This is a genomic window from Dechloromonas sp. H13, assembly GCF_009469615.1.
In the GTDB taxonomy this organism is placed as follows: domain Bacteria; phylum Pseudomonadota; class Gammaproteobacteria; order Burkholderiales; family Rhodocyclaceae; genus Azonexus.
In genome coordinates this window covers 25,604-41,180 of record NZ_SSXX01000007.1, presented here as the reverse complement: position 1 = coordinate 41,180, position 15,577 = coordinate 25,604, and the positions used below count along the sequence as shown (strand labels likewise).

13 protein-coding genes are annotated in these 15,577 nt (G+C 62.8%); 8 read left to right on the top strand and 5 right to left on the bottom strand.

The features are described 5' to 3' along the window. The first annotated feature begins 24 nt into the window (after positions 1 to 24). From GH660_RS14410 to napH, 5 genes are all read left to right on the top strand, one after another. The gene (locus tag GH660_RS14410) at positions 25 to 2,178 is read left to right on the top strand and encodes a bifunctional (p)ppGpp synthetase/guanosine-3',5'-bis(diphosphate) 3'-pyrophosphohydrolase (RefSeq protein WP_153147386.1); all 2,154 of its coding nucleotides are present in this window, start codon (positions 25 to 27) and stop codon (positions 2,176 to 2,178) included. Beyond that, the gene (locus GH660_RS14405) at positions 2,175 to 3,428 is read left to right on the top strand and encodes a D-amino acid dehydrogenase (protein ID WP_153147385.1); all 1,254 of its coding nucleotides are present in this window, start codon (positions 2,175 to 2,177) and stop codon (positions 3,426 to 3,428) included. The genes GH660_RS14410 and GH660_RS14405 overlap by 4 nt, the downstream gene beginning before the upstream one ends. Next, the gene (locus GH660_RS14400) at positions 3,422 to 4,183 is read left to right on the top strand and encodes a TatD family hydrolase (RefSeq protein WP_153147384.1); all 762 of its coding nucleotides are present in this window, start codon (positions 3,422 to 3,424) and stop codon (positions 4,181 to 4,183) included. Before GH660_RS14405 ends, GH660_RS14400 begins: the two co-directional genes overlap by 7 nt. A gap of 187 nt (positions 4,184 to 4,370) precedes the next feature. Next, a complete protein-coding gene (gene napG, locus GH660_RS14395; RefSeq protein ID WP_153147383.1) occupies positions 4,371 to 5,252 on the top strand; it encodes a ferredoxin-type protein NapG in 882 nt (293 codons plus the stop codon). Next, positions 5,249 to 6,124 (top strand): quinol dehydrogenase ferredoxin subunit NapH, encoded by an 876-nt coding sequence (gene napH / locus GH660_RS14390; RefSeq protein WP_153147382.1) that lies wholly within the window; start codon positions 5,249 to 5,251, stop codon positions 6,122 to 6,124. The genes napG and napH overlap by 4 nt, the downstream gene beginning before the upstream one ends. Positions 6,125 to 6,186: 62 nt before the next feature. Here napH and rpoH read toward each other — a convergent pair whose 3' ends face one another. Together rpoH and GH660_RS14380 are read right to left on the bottom strand one after the other, a co-directional pair. Beyond that, complete coding sequence (rpoH, locus tag GH660_RS14385) at positions 6,187 to 7,044, bottom strand: RNA polymerase sigma factor RpoH (protein WP_153147381.1); 858 nt, start codon at positions 7,042 to 7,044, stop codon at positions 6,187 to 6,189. A gap of 217 nt (positions 7,045 to 7,261) precedes the next feature. Further along, positions 7,262 to 8,323 carry a LysR family transcriptional regulator gene (locus tag GH660_RS14380; protein ID WP_153147380.1) on the bottom strand — a complete coding sequence of 354 codons (1,062 nt, stop codon included), beginning with the start codon at positions 8,321 to 8,323 and terminating at the stop codon, positions 7,262 to 7,264. Positions 8,324 to 8,749: 426 nt separating this feature from the next. On the opposite strand from GH660_RS14380, the gene GH660_RS14375 reads away from it, so the two are divergent. The 3 genes from GH660_RS14375 to GH660_RS14365 all read left to right on the top strand — a co-directional run bounded on the left by GH660_RS14375 (position 8,750) and on the right by GH660_RS14365 (position 11,776). Beyond that, the gene (locus GH660_RS14375) at positions 8,750 to 9,247 is read left to right on the top strand and encodes a DUF1993 family protein (RefSeq protein WP_153147379.1); all 498 of its coding nucleotides are present in this window, start codon (positions 8,750 to 8,752) and stop codon (positions 9,245 to 9,247) included. 155 nt (positions 9,248 to 9,402) lie between these two features. After that, positions 9,403 to 10,416, top strand: coding sequence for an NAD(P)-dependent alcohol dehydrogenase (locus tag GH660_RS14370; protein ID WP_153147378.1), 1,014 nt, complete (start codon positions 9,403 to 9,405; stop codon positions 10,414 to 10,416). A 199-nt stretch (positions 10,417 to 10,615) separates the two neighbouring features. Further along, complete coding sequence (locus GH660_RS14365) at positions 10,616 to 11,776, top strand: IS30 family transposase (RefSeq protein ID WP_153147377.1); 1,161 nt, start codon at positions 10,616 to 10,618, stop codon at positions 11,774 to 11,776. Between the two features lie 269 nt (positions 11,777 to 12,045). On the opposite strand, the gene GH660_RS14360 is transcribed toward GH660_RS14365, so the two are convergent. The 3 genes from GH660_RS14360 to GH660_RS14350 are packed head-to-tail and all read right to left on the bottom strand — an operon-like array spanning position 12,046 to position 15,412. Then, positions 12,046 to 13,134: a hypothetical protein gene (locus GH660_RS14360; RefSeq protein ID WP_153147376.1), complete on the bottom strand. Its 1,089-nt coding sequence runs from the start codon at positions 13,132 to 13,134 to the stop codon at positions 12,046 to 12,048. Beyond that, complete coding sequence (locus GH660_RS14355; protein WP_153147375.1) at positions 13,134 to 14,264, bottom strand: hypothetical protein; 1,131 nt, start codon at positions 14,262 to 14,264, stop codon at positions 13,134 to 13,136. Before GH660_RS14355 ends, GH660_RS14360 begins: the two co-directional genes overlap by 1 nt. Next, positions 14,261 to 15,412, bottom strand: coding sequence for a caspase family protein (locus GH660_RS14350; protein ID WP_153147374.1), 1,152 nt, complete (start codon positions 15,410 to 15,412; stop codon positions 14,261 to 14,263). Before GH660_RS14350 ends, GH660_RS14355 begins: the two co-directional genes overlap by 4 nt. Between the last annotated feature and the right edge of the window lie 165 nt (positions 15,413 to 15,577).

Genomic DNA, 15,577 nt, shown 5'->3' with positions numbered 1-15,577 from the left:
GGTCGGCGGGGGCAGTGAAGACAGATGGATTCTGCGCCGTCGCCGTCACTGCCCGCCACTGAGGAACCCGCCTACCGGGTTTTCCTCGACAGTCTCGATTATCTTTCTCCCGCTGACGTAGATCGCGTCAAGGAGGCCTACGCCTTCTCGGCGCGCGCCCATGCCAACCAGAAGCGCATGTCGGGCGAGCCCTACATCACGCATCCGCTGGCGGTCGCCGGCGCCATGGTCGAATGGCGCATGGACGGCGAAGCCGTCGCCGCCGCGTTGCTGCACGACGTGCTCGAAGACACCGGAACGACCAAGCGCGAGCTGGTCAACCGCTTCGGGCGCGAAGTTGCCGAACTGGTCGATGGCCTGTCGAAGCTCGACAAGATGGAGTTCGCCTCCTACCAGGAGGCGCAGGCGGAGAATTTCCGCAAGATGCTGATGGCCATGGCGCGCGATCTGCGCGTCGTGCTGATCAAGCTGGCCGACCGCCAGCACAACCTGCAGACGATGGCGGCGATGCGCCCCGACAAGCGCCGGCGCATCGCACTCGAGACGCTCGAGATCTACGCGCCGATCGCGCTGCGCCTCGGGCTCAACAAGCTCTACCGCGAGCTGCAGGACACCTCCTTCCGCCTGATCCACCCGCACCGTGCCGAGGTGCTGGGCAAGGCACTGTTTGCCGCGCGCGGCAACCGCAGCGAACTGCTGACGCGCATCCAGGATGCCATCATCGGCAAGCTGGCGGCCGCCGGCCTCAACGCCGAGGTGTTCGGGCGCGAGAAGAGCCTGTATTCGATCTACCGCAAGATGCGCGACAAGCAGCTGTCGTTCTCGCAAGTGCTCGACATCTACGGTTTCCGCGTCGTCGTCGACAACGTGCCGATGTGCTACCTGGCGCTCGGCGCGCTGCACGCCCTGTACAAGCCGGTACCCGGCAAGTTCAAGGACTACATCGCGATTCCCAAGGCCAACGGCTACCAGTCGCTGCACACGACGCTGATCGGCCCCTACGGCACGCCGGTCGAGGTGCAGATCCGCACCCAGGAAATGCACCATGTCGCCCAAGAGGGCGTCGCGGCACACTGGCTGTACAAGGACACCGAGGAAAGCGGCGCCGACCTGCAGATCAAGACGCACAAATGGCTGCAGTCGCTGCTGGAAATGCAGAGCAGCGATTCCGCCGAGTTCTTCGAGAACGTCAAGATCGACCTCTTCCCCGACGAGGTCTACGTGTTCACGCCCAAGGGCAAGATCATGGCCATGCCGCGCGGGGCGACGATCGTCGATTTCGCCTACAACGTGCATACCGACGTCGGCCACCACTGCTCGGCGGCGCGCATCAACCAGGATCTCGTCCCGCTGCGCACCGAGCTGCGCAACGGCGACATGGTCGAGATCATCACCTCGCCGCAGGCCAGCCCCAACCCGGTGTGGCTCAACTACGTCAAGACCGGCCGTGCGCGCAGCAAGATCCGCCATTTCCTGCGCACCATGCAGAACGAGGAATCGGCCCGCCTCGGCGAGCGCCTGCTGCGCCAGGAGCTGCTTACCCTTGGCGTGGTGCCGATCTCGATCCCGACCGAGGCCTGGGACCAGCTAGTCAAGTCGAGCGGCCAGAAGTCGATCGAGGAGTTGTACACCGACATCGGCCTCGGCAAGCGCCTGCCGTCGGTGGTCGCCCGCCGCCTGCTGGCGCGCGAGGACATGTCGGCCGATTCGCCGAGCAACATGGCGCTCGCCATCCACGGCACCGAAGGCATGGCGATCCAGCTCGCGCGCTGCTGCCAGCCGATTCCCGGCGACCCGATCATCGGCTCGATCAGGAAGGGCAGCGGCCTGGTGATCCACACCCACGACTGCCCGACCATCCGCAAGTCGCGGTCGACCGAGCCGCAGAAGTGGATCGACGTCGAGTGGGAGCCGGAAGAGGGCAAGCTGTTCGACATCCGCATCAAGGTCGAGGTCAAGAACACGCGCGGCGTCCTCGCCCAGGTCGCCTCCGCCATCGCCGAGGCCGGCTCCAACATCGAGCACGTGGCGATGGATTCCGACCCCGAGCGGCTGTTCACGTTGCTCCGCTTCACCATCCAGGTCGCCCACCGCAACCACCTGGCGGCAGTGATGCGCGGCCTGCGCCATATCCCGGAAGTCACGCGGATCGTCCGCGAACGCGGGGGCGAGGTTTGAGGGTTCTCGTCCTGGGTGCCGGCGTCGTCGGCACGACCAGCGCCTGGTACCTGGCCCGCGCCGGCCACGAGGTGGTGGTGGTCGACCGCCAGCCGGTCGCCGGCAACGAAACCAGCTTCGCCAACGGCGGCCAGATTTCCGTGTCGCACGCCGAGCCGTGGGCCAATCCGCACGTGCTGCCGCAGGTGCTGCGCTGGCTGGGCAAGGAGGACGCGCCGCTGCTCTGGCGCTGGCGTGCCGATCCGGCGCAGCTGCTGTGGGGCCTGCGCTTCCTGCACGAATGCCTGCCTGGGCGCACGCGGCGCAACATCGCCGCCATCGTCGCCCTCGCTCTCTACAGCCGCAGTTGCCTGCAGGCCCTGCGCGGCGAACTGGCCCTCGACTACGACCAGCTCGAACGCGGCATCCTGCACATCTACACGCAGCCGGCGGCCTTCGCCCAGGCCGTCGAGGCGGCCAAGACCATGCGCCGCTTCGGGCTCGACCGGCAGACGGTCAGCGCCGAGCGCTGCATCGAGATCGAACCGGCGCTGGCCGGCGCCCGTCATCTGCTGGTCGGCGGCGACTACACGCCGTCGGACGAATCGGGCGATGCGCACAAGTTCACCCGCGCGCTCGCCGCGCAGGCCGCCGCCCTGGGCGTCGATTTTCGCTTCGAACGGACGGTCGACCGTATCGCCCCCGGCGGCAGTCAGATCGCCGGCGTGCTGGTCAGCGGGCCGGACGGCGGCGAACTGCTGACCGCCGACGCCTACGTGGTCGCCCTCGGCAGCTATTCGCCGCTGTTGCTGCGCCGGCTCGGGGTGGCGCCGCCGGTCGTGCCGGCCAAGGGCTATTCGGCCACCGTGGCGCTGCCGGAGGCCACCGTGGCGCCGGTCGTCAGCATCACCGACGACGAGCATCGGCTGGTCTTCTCGCGTCTCGGCAACCGCCTGCGCATCGCCGGCACGGCCGAGTTCAACGGCTACAACCTGGAGCTCAACGCGGTGCGCTGCGCGGCGCTGATGCAGCGCGCGCGGCAGCTCTTTCCCGCCCTGCAGACCGTCGGCGAGCCGGAATTCTGGTGCGGCTTGCGCCCGGCGACGCCGTCCAACGTGCCCTATATCGGGCGCACGCGCTACGCCAACCTGTGGCTCAACACCGGCCACGGCACGCTCGGCTGGACCATGGCCTGCGGTTCCGCCGCGGCGCTCGCCGACCTGATCGACGGACGGCGCCCGGAGCCGGACTTCCCCTTCGCCGGATGCTGATCGACACCCACTGCCACCTCGACGCGGCGGAGTTCGATACCGACCGCGACGCGGTGCAGGCTGCCGCGCTGGCCGGCGGGGTCGAGCGCATCGTGGTGCCGGCGGTTGCGGTCGACGGCTTCCGGAAGACGAAAACCGTGGTCGGCCGTTACCCCGGCTGCGGCGCCGCCTACGGCATCCATCCGCTCTACGTGATGCAGGCGCGGGAAGCCGACCTTGTCGTGCTGCGCGCCTGGCTGGTGGACGAGAAGCCGCTGGCGGTCGGCGAGATCGGCCTCGATTTCTACGTCACCGACGTCGCCCCGGCGCGCCAGGAATTCTATTTCGTCGAGCAGCTCAAGCTCGCCCGCGAGTTCGACCTGCCGGTGCTGCTGCATGTCCGGCGCGCCGTCGACCAGATTCTCAAGCACCTGCGCCGCATCCGCGTGCGCGGCGGCATCGCCCACGCCTTCAACGGCAGCCGGCAGCAGGCCGACGAATTCATCAAGCTCGGGTTCAAGCTCGGCTTCGGCGGCGCCATGACCTATTCCGGTTCGACCCGCATCCGCGCGCTGGCCGCCGAGTTGCCGCTCGAAGCCATCGTCCTCGAAACCGACGCCCCGGACATCCCGCCGGCCTGGCTGAACGGCCGGCGCAACGCGCCGGGCGAACTGCCGCGCATCGCCGGCGTGCTGGCCGAACTGCGTGGCGTCGACGTCGCGCACATCGCCGCCGCGACTTCGGCCAGCGCTCGCGCCATCCTGCCCGGCCTTTGACGGCCGCCCGCCCGGCCCGCAAATTTCGCGCAGCCAAATGGCCAGTGTTTGATCTGCGCTAATCATTCGCAAACGCTAATGGAGTAGATTGCCAATGTTGGGTTCCCATCGGGAACGGGCAATCAGGGAGTGCCGGGACAAGGGCGGGGCGACGACCCCGCCCGCTGGCTGCAACCCGAGGTTTGGTATGGCGACGACGAACAGCAAATCCCCCAAGAGCGGCACCGCGCGCCGCCAGTTTATTTTCGACGCGGCAAAGATGGCCTGCGGCGTCGGCATGCTCGGCCTCGGCCTCGGGCTCTACGCCAAGCAGGCCAAGGCCCTGCCGGCGCTGGCGTTGCGCCCGCCCGGCGCGCTGCCGGAAGACGACTTCCTCGGCGCCTGCATCCGCTGCGGCCTGTGCGTGCGCGACTGCCCGTACAACACCCTCGAACTTGCCAAACCGGAAACGCCGGTCGCCACCGGCACGCCCTACTTCACAGCGCGCAGCATCCCGTGCGAAATGTGCGAGGACATCCCCTGCATCAAGGCCTGCCCGACGACGGCGCTCGACCACCAGCTGACCGACATCAACAAGGCGAAGATGGGCGTCGCCGTGCTCATCGACCACGAAACCTGCCTCAATTTCCTGGGCCTGCGCTGCGACGTCTGCTACCGAGTCTGCCCGGTGATCGACAAGGCGATCACGCTGGAAAAGGTGCCCAATCCGCGCACCGGCCGCCATGCCATGTTCCTGCCGACGGTCCATTCCGAACATTGCACCGGCTGCGGCAAGTGCGAGAAATCCTGCGTCCTGGAAGAGGCGGCGATCCGCGTCCTGCCGCCCAAGCTGGCCAAGGGCGAACTCGGCCATCACTACCGGCTGGGCTGGGAAGAACAGAAGAAGGCCGGCCACTCGCTGATCGACGAATCGAAGATGATCGACCTCCCCGACCGCCTGCCGGAAGGCGCCACCTTGCCCGGTCACTATGATCCGGCCTCCGGCCATACCGAACCGATGCGCGGGCTGCCCGGCAGCGAAGCCGGTCTCGGCCCCGTCGCCCCCTCGGGACTGGGAGGCAAGCCATGAGCGGCAAGCGCATCGGCGCCGAGGCGGTGGCTGAGAAGGGCTGGCTTCGCGCCCACAAGTGGCTGCTCCTGCGCCGCATCTCGCAGCTCGGCATCCTCGCCCTGTTCCTGCTCGGGCCGCTGGCCGGCATCTGGGTCGTCAAGGGCAACCTCAACTACAGCTACACGCTGGATTTCCTGCCGCTGACCGATCCCTACGTCGCCTTGCAGGCGGCAATGACTGGCCATGTCCCGGAAAAGCTCGGGCTGATCGGCCTCGCCATCGTACTCGCCTTCTACTTCCTGGTCGGCGGCCGCGTCTATTGCAGCTGGGTCTGCCCGGTCAACCTGGTCACCGACGCCGCCGGCTGGCTGCGAGACCGCCTGGGCATCAAGGGCAGCATCCACCTGTCGCGTAACACCCGCTACTGGATTCTCGCCATGACCCTGGTCGGCTCGGCGGCGACCGGCGTCGTGCTGTGGGAACTGATCAACCCGGTGTCGATGCTGCACCGCGGCCTGATTTTCGGCCTCGGCGCGGCGTGGACCGTGGTCGTCGCCGTCTTCCTGTTCGACCTCTTCGTGATGAGCCGCGGCTGGTGCGGTCGACTGTGCCCGGTGGGCGCTTTCTACAGCCTGCTCGGCCGCTGGAGCCCGGTGCGCGTCGCCGCCCGCGAACGCGCCGCCTGCAACGACTGCATGGACTGCTTCGAGGTCTGTCCCGAGCCGCAGGTCATCCGCCCGGCGCTGAAGGGCGAGGGCAAGGGCGTCGGGCCGGTGATCCTCGCCCCGAACTGCACCAACTGCGGCCGCTGCATCGACGTCTGCTCGAAGGACGTGTTTTCCTTCGGCCTGCGCGCCAACAACCCGGTGTCGACCGCCCGGGTCGACTGACCGGCGCCGCAAAATGAAATGGGGAGCCGCTGGCTCCCCATCTTGGTTGGCGGCTACCGCCTTCAGGCGGCCAGCACGCCGCGCATCTTCTGCAGCGCCTTGACCTCGATCTGGCGAATGCGCTCCGCCGAAACATCGAACTCGGCCGCCAGTTCATGCAGCGTCGCCGCTTCGCCGTCGTGCAGCCAGCGCGCCTCGACGATGCGGCGGCTGCGCGGGTCGAGCGTGGCGAGCGCTTCGTGCAGGCCGTCGTCCTGCAGGCGGGCGGTCGCCTTGTTCTCCAGCATGCGGGTCGGCTCGTAACGCGAGTCGGCCAGGTAGTCGATCGGCGCAAAAGCCTCGTCGCCGTCGTCCGGGCTGCCTTCGAGCGCCAGATCGCGGCCGCTCAGGCGGGTTTCCATCTCGACCACTTCTTCCTGCTTGACGCCGAGGCGGGCGGCCACCTCGGCCGCCTGCGTGCCGGACAGCGTATCGACGCCTTCGTAGTCGTTCTTCAGGCTGCGCAGGTTGAAGAACAGCTTTCGTTGCGCCTTGGTCGTCGCCACCTTGACCAGCCGCCAGTTCTTCAGGATGTATTCGTGAATCTCGGCCTTGATCCAGTGCATCGCGAACGACACCAGACGCACGCCGCGTGCCGGGTCGTAGCGCTTGACCGCCTTCATCAGGCCGATATTGCCTTCTTGGATCAGGTCGGCATGCGGCAGGCCGTAGCCCAGATAGCCGCGGGCGATGGAGATGACGAGGCGCAGATGCGATAGAACGAGCTGACGTGCCGCCTCCACATCGCCTTCGTTGTGGAAACGTTCGGCCAGCCTTGTCTCCTCAGCCTCGGAGAGCATCGGGTAACGGTTCGCTGCCTGAATATAGGCATCGATGCTACCGACGGTCGAGGGAATGGGAAGCGTCAGGGCATGGGTCATGGCGTGATGGTCTCCTTCAATGTCCACTGATAGTTTAGCACTCGCACGGTAAGAGTGCTAATAGGGTGAAAGGTTCATTTTCGGGAGGTTTTGTTCGAAGGGAATATGTGGCTGGATATCGGCCTTTGCTGACGTTCGACTGTATTCGCTACATCGACCGCTCTGTTGGATAAAACAGCCCTCGGATGCTTCCACGAATTCAGCAGCACCTGAAGCTTTAGAGCCCAACTATCGGATTGTGCGCCCCCAGTGTTTCCGGAGCCTGCATCAGGCTTTCGGCCAAGTTGTGGGCTTCGGCAAGCGAGCGTAGGGTGTTGCTGCCAGCAGACGTTTGCAGGGACGCACAGCTCGATTCGCTGTCAAGCCGGCAACCGCTGCTGAGCGGGCAGGCTGCGAAGAGCTCGGCCACCCAGTCGGCAAATACGCGCACTTTTGGTGACAGATGGCGGTTGTGCTGATAAAGCACTGAAATCGGCATCGGGGCCGACTGCAGATGTGGCAACACCTCGATCAGCTCGCCGCGTTGCAGTTCGTGAAAGACCATGAACCGCGCCGGCTGGATCAGGCCCAAGCCCTGCACCCCGCAAGCGACATAGGCGTCGCCATCATTGACGGAGACAACTCCCCGCATCTTGATTTCGGTGGTTTCGCCATCGACCAAGAAATCCCAGTCGAAGTTGCGACCGGTGCGGCTGGAGAAGTAATGCACCGCCTGGTGGTTTTCGCGCAGATCCTCGATCGAGGTCGGAATGCCGTGGCGTTCGATATATGCCGGGGCGGCGCAGAGCACGCTGCGGAAGGTGCCGATACGCCGCGCGATCAGGGAAGAGTCGCGCAACTCGCCGATGCGAATCACGCAATCCACTGCCTCGCGCACCATGTCGACCGGGCGGTCGGTCATGCCGATCACGATCTCTACATCAGGATAGCGCTGGTGAAATCCGCTAAGGTTGGGAATGAGCATCTTGCGGCCGATAACGGGTGGCACATCGATGCGCAGGCGGCCACGCGGGCCGCGCTCTGCGTCAATGAAGGATGCTTCGGTGTCCTCTAGTTCGTCGAGGATGCGCACGCAGCGCTCGTAATACGCCGCGCCATCCGGAGTAAGGCTCAGGCGGCGCGTGGTGCGATTGAGCAGGCGAACCTTGAGACGTTTTTCCAGGCTCTGGATGGTCGTGGTGACGGTCGCACGGGGAAGACCGAGGCTGTCTGCCGCAGCACTGAAACTGTTGGCATCCACGACCCGGGTGAAGACCTGCATGGCTTGGAAGCGATCCATTTCCTGCTCCTGACTAAAACCCGAAGCCCCTGCCAAACCTTCAGGAAAGACGAATGATTGTTCGCGATAGGCGAATAGTGTTGCTGAAATTCTAGTATTTATTCAAGTAATTTCTTGCAGCATCATTCACGCAGACCCTTGCCGCGTAGCAGCAAGCAGGCACCGGACGTTTGATCTGCGCCGCTTTCTACATCCCCATATCCCAGCAGTTTCAGGAGTCACCCCATGCCATCCCCTTCCCGTTCACAACTTGCGCTGGCTCTGACCGTGGCGGGGGGCAAGGAGAGAAAGCCGGCAATGGGTAAGTCGCCAAGTCTCGAATGGTGCGTCATGCAGCAATCGGAGCCAGACGAAGTAAATGCTCATGAGTGCTCAATCTGAGCAATGCACGAGAACTTCATCAATACTCAATCAGGAATATTTGCCATGTACGCACAGATCACGCAATTCAAGAAAATGCTCCACACCCTTTCCCGTCTTCTGGATAAAGCGCAACAGCACGCTGAGGCGAACAACTTTGAGCCAGAGGTTCTACTGAACTCGCGCCTGTCGCCAGATATGTTGCCACTCACGAACCAAGTTCAGATGGCGTGTGATACAGCAGTGCTGGCCACTGCGGTCTTGACCGGTGAACAGGCTACGGGTTTTGAAGATACCGAGAAAACCATCCCGGAACTCAAGGCTCGTATTGAAAAGACGATCGGCTATGTCGCATCAATGAAAGAAGGCGACTTTGCCGGCTGGGAAGAAAGAATCGTTGCACCCAAGGGCTGGGCCGGAGCTTTGCTTGGAAAGGATTATTTCTGCCAGCACGCGGTCCCGAACTTCTACTTTCATATGGTGACGGCATACGCGATCCTTCGCCACAAAGATGTTCGGATCGGGAAAATGGACTATATCGGACAACTGCCTTTCCTGAGATAAGGGCAGAAAACCAAGCCTTGGCGTGTACTGGTCATGATCATTTTTAACGCTAATTTGTCGCCTAAGGCAATTCGACTCTGGATTTCTTGCCAGGACGACAACCCGGTTGGTGTCTGCATCCGGGTATTCACTTTATTCAATCAAGGATTTCGACGATGAAGGCAGTTCGGTGGACATCTGAGCGCATGCCGGGTTTGGCTCTACATGATGAAGCGGTGCCAAATCCAGGCCCCCATGAGGTTGTGGTGAAAGTTCATGCCGCGTCGCTGAACTTCCGCGACCAGGCGATTCTTGATGACGCCTACGGCGCTCCGACGAAGCCGAATGGTGTTCCCTTGTCGGACGGGGCCGGCGAAGTGGTGGCCGTTGGTCGCGCGGTCACACGCACGAAGGTCGGTGACCGTGTGACAGCGTCCTGCTGCCAGCACTGGATTGCCGGATCTGCGCGTCCGGAGTATCAAGCTGACAGCCTCGGCATCATGACGGACGGATGGCTTGCCGAGAACATTCTGTTGCACGAGAACGCCATCGTCCACCTGCCGGACTATATCTCCTACGCAGAGGCAGCATCGCTACCTTGCGCAGCTGTCACGGCTTGGACGGGGCTAAATCTATCGTCGCCCCTTCAGGCAGGAGAGACAGTGTTGGTGCAGGGCACCGGCGGTGTGGCGCTGTTCTCGCTCCAGATCGCGAAGATGTTCGGCGCGAAGGTGCTCGCCATCACCTCGTCCGACGCGAAGGCCGAGCGGCTCAAGGCGCTGGGGGCCGCAGCCGTCGTCAACTACCGATCGCATCCTGATTGGGACAAGGAAATCCTCGCCCTGACGGATGGACGAGGTGTCGACAAGACCATAGACATTGCTGGGGAAAAGACGATCGTGAAGTCGGCGGCGTCAACTCGGAACGGGGGCGACATCTCGCTCGTCGGGTTCACCAGCGGCTTCGGTGGCGGGCTTCCTCCGATCGACATTCTCTCCAAGTCACTCCACGTCGCCGGGACGGCGATCGGATCTCGGGCAACCTTCGAGGCGTTGTTGCGAGCCATGGCCTTGCACGAGGTGCATCCTGTCCTTGATCAAGTCTTCCCGTTTGCCGACTATCAAGCAGCCTTTCAGCGCCTTAAAAGCGGAGAACACGTCGGCAAGGTAGTGATCGATCTCACTCGATGACGCACCTTTATCCCTTGGGTCGGGAGCGTAAGTTCGACGGACAGAGACGCTGACGTTCAGCATCGATCAAAGTTGAACGGCCGGTAACCGTCTTACTGCAGCCGAGACAGGCCAAGCTGTCGAATGGCCGTTATGGCCTGCGGATTCAACCGGTGGATGCAACACACTAGCAACTGCGTCAGCAGAAGGAGTGTTGCAAATGAAGCAGAGGCCCCGGATCTATTACTCGGACAGCCAGAAGGCGTTGATGTGGGAGCGCTGGCGTAAAGGTGACTCCCTTCAAAAGATTGCCCAGCTGTTTGATCGGAACCACTCATCGGTTCAGCGAATCCTGGCCGAGACAGGTGGCATACCGCCGGCGCCCCGATGTCGCGCCAAACGCTCGCTCACGCTGTCTGAACGGGAGGAGATTTCCCGAGGTTTGGTGGCAGGGTGTTCCATCCGTGCGCTCGCTGCGCAATTGGGACGAGCACCCTCCACCGTCAGTCGCGAAGTCAAACGTAATGGTGGCCGTGAGTGTTACCGAGCGACTCAGGCTGACCAGGCGACCTGGGCTCGGGCACTTCGCCCCAAACCTTGCAAGCTGGCGGAGAACCCTGGGCTGGCGCATATAGTGGCGAACAAGCTGCACTCGCTGTGGTCACCAGAACAGATTGCTGGCTGGCTCAAGCGGACCTATCCAGACAATGCGAGTCATCAGGTGTCACACGAGACGATCTATCGCACCCTCTATATTCAAACCCGAGGCGCTCTGAAGAAGGAGTTGCTGGCGTATTTGCGGCGGACGAGAAGCATGCGTCGCTCTCGCCATCACACACAAAAGACCGGCGACCACGGCCGCATCGTCGATGCCGTATCAATCAGCGAACGGCCAGCCACGGCAGATGATCGCGCGGTTCCGGGGCATTGGGAAGGTGATCTGCTGTGCGGCAGCAAGAACAGTCAGATTGCGACACTCGTCGAACGTCAGTCGCGCTACCTGATGCTGGTCAAGCTCTCCGGCAAAGATACCGGGACCGTCACCAACGCCTTGATCAAAAACGCTCGCAAATTGCCGCAAGAACTCTATAAATCACTGACCTGGGATCGCGGCAAGGAAATGGCCGGCCACAAGCGGTTCACGCTGGCGACCGATATCCAAGTCTACTTCTGCGATCCCCATCATCCTTGGCAACGAGGAACGAATGAGAACACCAATGGGCTGCTGCGCCAGTATTTCCCCAAGGGAATTGACCTGTCCCCCTATTCACAAGCAAAGCTGAGTGCCATCGCCCGGAAATTGAATGAGCGCCCACGCAAAACACTAAACTACGAAACACCGGCACAGCGTTTTTATCAAACCGTTGCATCCACCGGTTGAATCCGCACCGAACTACTGCCTCATGTCAGCGGCAACAGGCGGCACCCGGCCACTGCGGACCTTCACCCTAACGCGGTAGTCTGGCAGCAACCTGGCGGTAAGCGGCCCTATAGCCAACGATGGCCTCGAACGGCCGCTTCCTTATCCGACGAACAGGTGCTCAAGCCCCCAAGCGGAAATAGCCGAGTTGGGAAAGCGGAAGTTTAGGAATGACGAACGTCAACGGCAGTCGGACATCCGATCCGAGCACGGCTGAGCTTCGCAGTAACTCAATCCAACCGCAATTCAAAACCTGCTGCATCGCTGCCATAGCGGGTGCGGTAGTTAAACATCTCCCGCCACTTGTCGCTGTCCCACCAACCGCTGTACTTGCTTTTAACGTTGAACGCAAGCAGTGGCGAGTTCGGCTGTGCATGGCAGATGATTCGGGCGAGCGCCACCGGGTCAGGGTGGCGGAATTGCGTGCCGTCGGTGGACACGAGCCAGCACCCGCAATCCACTGCACTGACCAGATCCGAAACGATATTGCTCTGGCTGCAGTGGTGCGGCAACTTGAATGCATCGAGCTTGAGCCGCCCGCTGCCGCCCAACGCCCCAATGCCTTCAATCAGGTCGCTGCCAAATGCATCGCCGGCGAGCAGCACCGACCTATCGCGGTACTCTAGCAGCAGCACGATACTGCTGCCGTTGGCCTCGCTCTTGTCCCGGTCGGTGCGTGTCTCGGCGAGCATCTCAAGGTCGTGCCGATCCTCAAGGTTCGGGGGTGTCTTCGACCCCATCGGCTCCAGTCCGGCCACCTCGCGTTGCAGGCTGCCCTTGCCGATGGCAGCCTCGACTTCCTCGACCCACACTGGTTCAAGCTCGAGGAGGCGCTGCGGCGTTGGCCCGAGCACGGTCAACACAAGATCATCCACAAGCGTAATTCGCTTCAAGTCCTCCCCAGGGACCCGCTGCACGGGTGCGCCCTGGAACGCACGGTTCCACGGCATGTCCTTCAACCAGTTGCCTAGACGCGCCCCTTGCGCGGGACCCATCGACTCCAGCGCGGACGACACAGATCCGCCCTTGAGATGCGGATAGCCGTTGAACCACACGTCGCCGATGACAAGCCCCGCAATCGGATCGGCCTCTGCAAGTGCTGTCAGCACCCCGCCAATATGGTCGCGATCGACGTGAGTCACCACCAGCAGTTCGAATCGGCGTCGCACTTCCGGCAGCGCCAAGATACGCTCCCGGACCTGTTCGCCGACTCCCTCGGTTCCCATATCGATCAGCAGTTGGTACGGGTGTTCCTCCGCTCCCCAGCAGATCCAGATCGCATCGCCCTGTCTAGCGGGCAGCAGTCGTACGGACAGCATCAACGTTCCCAACCGGGGAGCGCGTGAGTCAGGCAGATCGACTCCCAGTCAACATCTGGCATATCGTCCGTTAGACGCTTGATTGCCGCCTGGCGATCTTCGCGGCGTGCTTCCTCCCGTGGCCAGCGCCTCAGTAGGTCGAGCAACAGAGAATGACATTCGGTGTACATCATCCGTTGCTGGCTTGCCTCGAGCGCCAGCGACAACTCTCGATCCGACGCCGAGCCCCGCTCCACCGCCAACTGCGCGAGCAGCACCTTACCGTCGGGCAACCAAGCAAAGTCGCGCGCGAGGTTCTCTACCCAGGATGTCCAACGCTGCAGGCGGCCGGTCTTAAGCAGAATCAGCGCCCCGAGCACGGCACCGGCCGGATCGGAATACTTGGCCTGCAGCAGGTCCACCGCGTCGTCGGCCACCGTCGCCGCCTCGATCACATAGCCCCCACTCAGCATGTTCTGCAGCGCGTTAGCCACGGTGCGCTCTGGCGAGATCCATGCCTGCAGGTGGATACCGGTTGGCGTGGACTCCACGCGGACCGCACACGACCCCGACGGCGTCCAATTCGCTGGACTGATTGGCAGGCTGATGCGCAAGCGACGCTGCCCGATCTGCAGCAACGCACTTGCAACCGAGGTAAGTTGTGGTTCGCACTGGAATATCCTCAGCGTGCGGGTCTCCCGTGACAGATTGGCGCCGAGTACCTCGAGCAGTTGCGAGTCCGCCGCGTTCTCGACCTCGATCTCCGTGCCTTGCACAGCCGCAGCCTCCATGCTCCGCGTAAACTGCGGACGCCGGTATCGCGGCACTTCAACGGGCGCCGTAGCCGACTCGCTATCGCTCGCCACTCTGCTCGCATTTGCCGCACTCTGCTCGGCTGCAATGCTCACCAAAGTCTGCTGGCCGCCCCTCACCTGCACCAGTGAGCTGTGTTTGCGTCCGTCCTCTAGTACGGCACTGACCTGATACAGGCCCTCAGGCAATTCCAGCGATCGCGACGATGTCTCCTTGGTGACGAGCCGCAGTTCGCTGTCGCGGATTTCTATAGGCACTCGCTGGCCAAGGAACATCGAATCCGAAGCCACACTCACGTCAATGCTGCCAAGCGGAACGGGATCGTTTATTTTGATCATGGGCTCACCTCGAAATCCTTGGTCGCAGCGGGTGGCTTGACGTCAATGATCCCGCTACGATCCTGGTAAGGCGGACTCGACTTAATATTAAGTAAGTAGAGGCCCGCATCCACCAGTTTGCTCAGAGGCCAGGCCGAGTAGTCGTTGACCACCAGAGTGGTTCCATTTTGCAGTAACGTTCCGCGACTCAATGTACGTGCTGGTTCCGGCCGCACATCAATATGAAGGTCAACTGTGGGTGGTCTCGACAGTTCATGGAACACCGCCTCGTGGACCTTGCCGGCGATGTCGACCGACTGCTCGGCTCCCTCGGCCAGCGCAAGGGCCTTAACTCGCTCGGGCAGTCGACGAATCAGCTGCGTGACCGGCACGTGCCAACTCGGCGTTTGCTCGTCCGGCCCGGCTGCAGCAGCACCGCCAAGCGCCCACATGAGCGCCTCGTTGAACAGCGTCAAACCGCCCGGGCGTGCATACGCTTGGCACCCAGTGGTGGCCGCGAGAAACATCGGCGAAGACTCCGTGTCGCCGAGCGGCACGTCGAGCTTAAGGGCCCCCTCGAGCGATTCGAAGCGCCGTGCAATCGCAGGCTTCTGGCGACAGGCATCCACGAACCAGAATTGCGTGCGCGGCGCGGATGGGTGGTTGAATCCGGCATGGATGCCCGCCATATCTAGAGCTCCTTCCAAGCGCGCAAGATGCGCGTTACTCCCAAAGTCGCTGAGCAGGAGGATGGCGCCCGTCTTGGTGAGTTGAATACCGTGGCCAGCCACATAAACGATGGCTACGTTATCTCGGTGACTGGCGCAGGCAGCGCGAAACTCGCTAATTGCGATCTTGGCGTTGCCGACTGTTGCGCTGTAATCGTCTTTCAGCAACGCCGCTACCGATGGGGCAATCACCTCACCGACCGCCGGCGACAGCAACACGCGCAGGCTCTTTAGCTCCGACCCCGAACGGCGATACGGCCCGAGCAGCCACGCCGCGAACTCCGACGCCGATCGTGCGGCGGCTGAAAGCTGCTCCATTCCGAAGTCGCTACCGTTCGCGGTAGGCTCACTGCCATCGGCGAAATGCAGGTAGCAGCTGACCCCGATTACGAGCGCATGTGTGCCCGAGCGAGTGAGGTCTTCATTGATCAGTGACGGCATAGTACGCGCCCTTTCAGTCCATGTGCCTACCCGCTGCATTCGTCAAGAGTGCAATCAAGTATAGAAAGTATTTAACCGCAGTCAATTAAGCATCCACGCTCTGCAGCCCACGTCAATTAGGAGCCTGTGCGCAACTGCCCTTCGCGCGGTACGGCATGCGCAGCC

Bases quoted from the DNA above. Each gene is read 5' to 3' on its own strand.
- GH660_RS14410 (WP_153147386.1), top strand. From the start codon at position 25: ATGGATTCTGCGCCGTCGCCGTCACTGCCCGCCACTGAGGAACCCGCC.
- GH660_RS14400 (WP_153147384.1), top strand. From the start codon at position 3,422: ATGCTGATCGACACCCACTGCCACCTCGACGCGGCGGAGTTCGATACC.
- napG (WP_153147383.1), top strand. From the start codon at position 4,371: ATGGCGACGACGAACAGCAAATCCCCCAAGAGCGGCACCGCGCGCCGC.
- napH (WP_153147382.1), top strand. From the start codon at position 5,249: ATGAGCGGCAAGCGCATCGGCGCCGAGGCGGTGGCTGAGAAGGGCTGG.
- rpoH (WP_153147381.1), bottom strand. From the start codon at position 7,044: ATGACCCATGCCCTGACGCTTCCCATTCCCTCGACCGTCGGTAGCATC.
- GH660_RS14380 (WP_153147380.1), bottom strand. From the start codon at position 8,323: ATGGATCGCTTCCAAGCCATGCAGGTCTTCACCCGGGTCGTGGATGCC.
- GH660_RS14375 (WP_153147379.1), top strand. From the start codon at position 8,750: ATGTACGCACAGATCACGCAATTCAAGAAAATGCTCCACACCCTTTCC.
- GH660_RS14370 (WP_153147378.1), top strand. From the start codon at position 9,403: ATGAAGGCAGTTCGGTGGACATCTGAGCGCATGCCGGGTTTGGCTCTA.
- GH660_RS14365 (WP_153147377.1), top strand. From the start codon at position 10,616: ATGAAGCAGAGGCCCCGGATCTATTACTCGGACAGCCAGAAGGCGTTG.
- GH660_RS14360 (WP_153147376.1), bottom strand. From the start codon at position 13,134: ATGCTGTCCGTACGACTGCTGCCCGCTAGACAGGGCGATGCGATCTGG.
- GH660_RS14355 (WP_153147375.1), bottom strand. From the start codon at position 14,264: ATGATCAAAATAAACGATCCCGTTCCGCTTGGCAGCATTGACGTGAGT.
- GH660_RS14350 (WP_153147374.1), bottom strand. From the start codon at position 15,412: ATGCCGTCACTGATCAATGAAGACCTCACTCGCTCGGGCACACATGCG.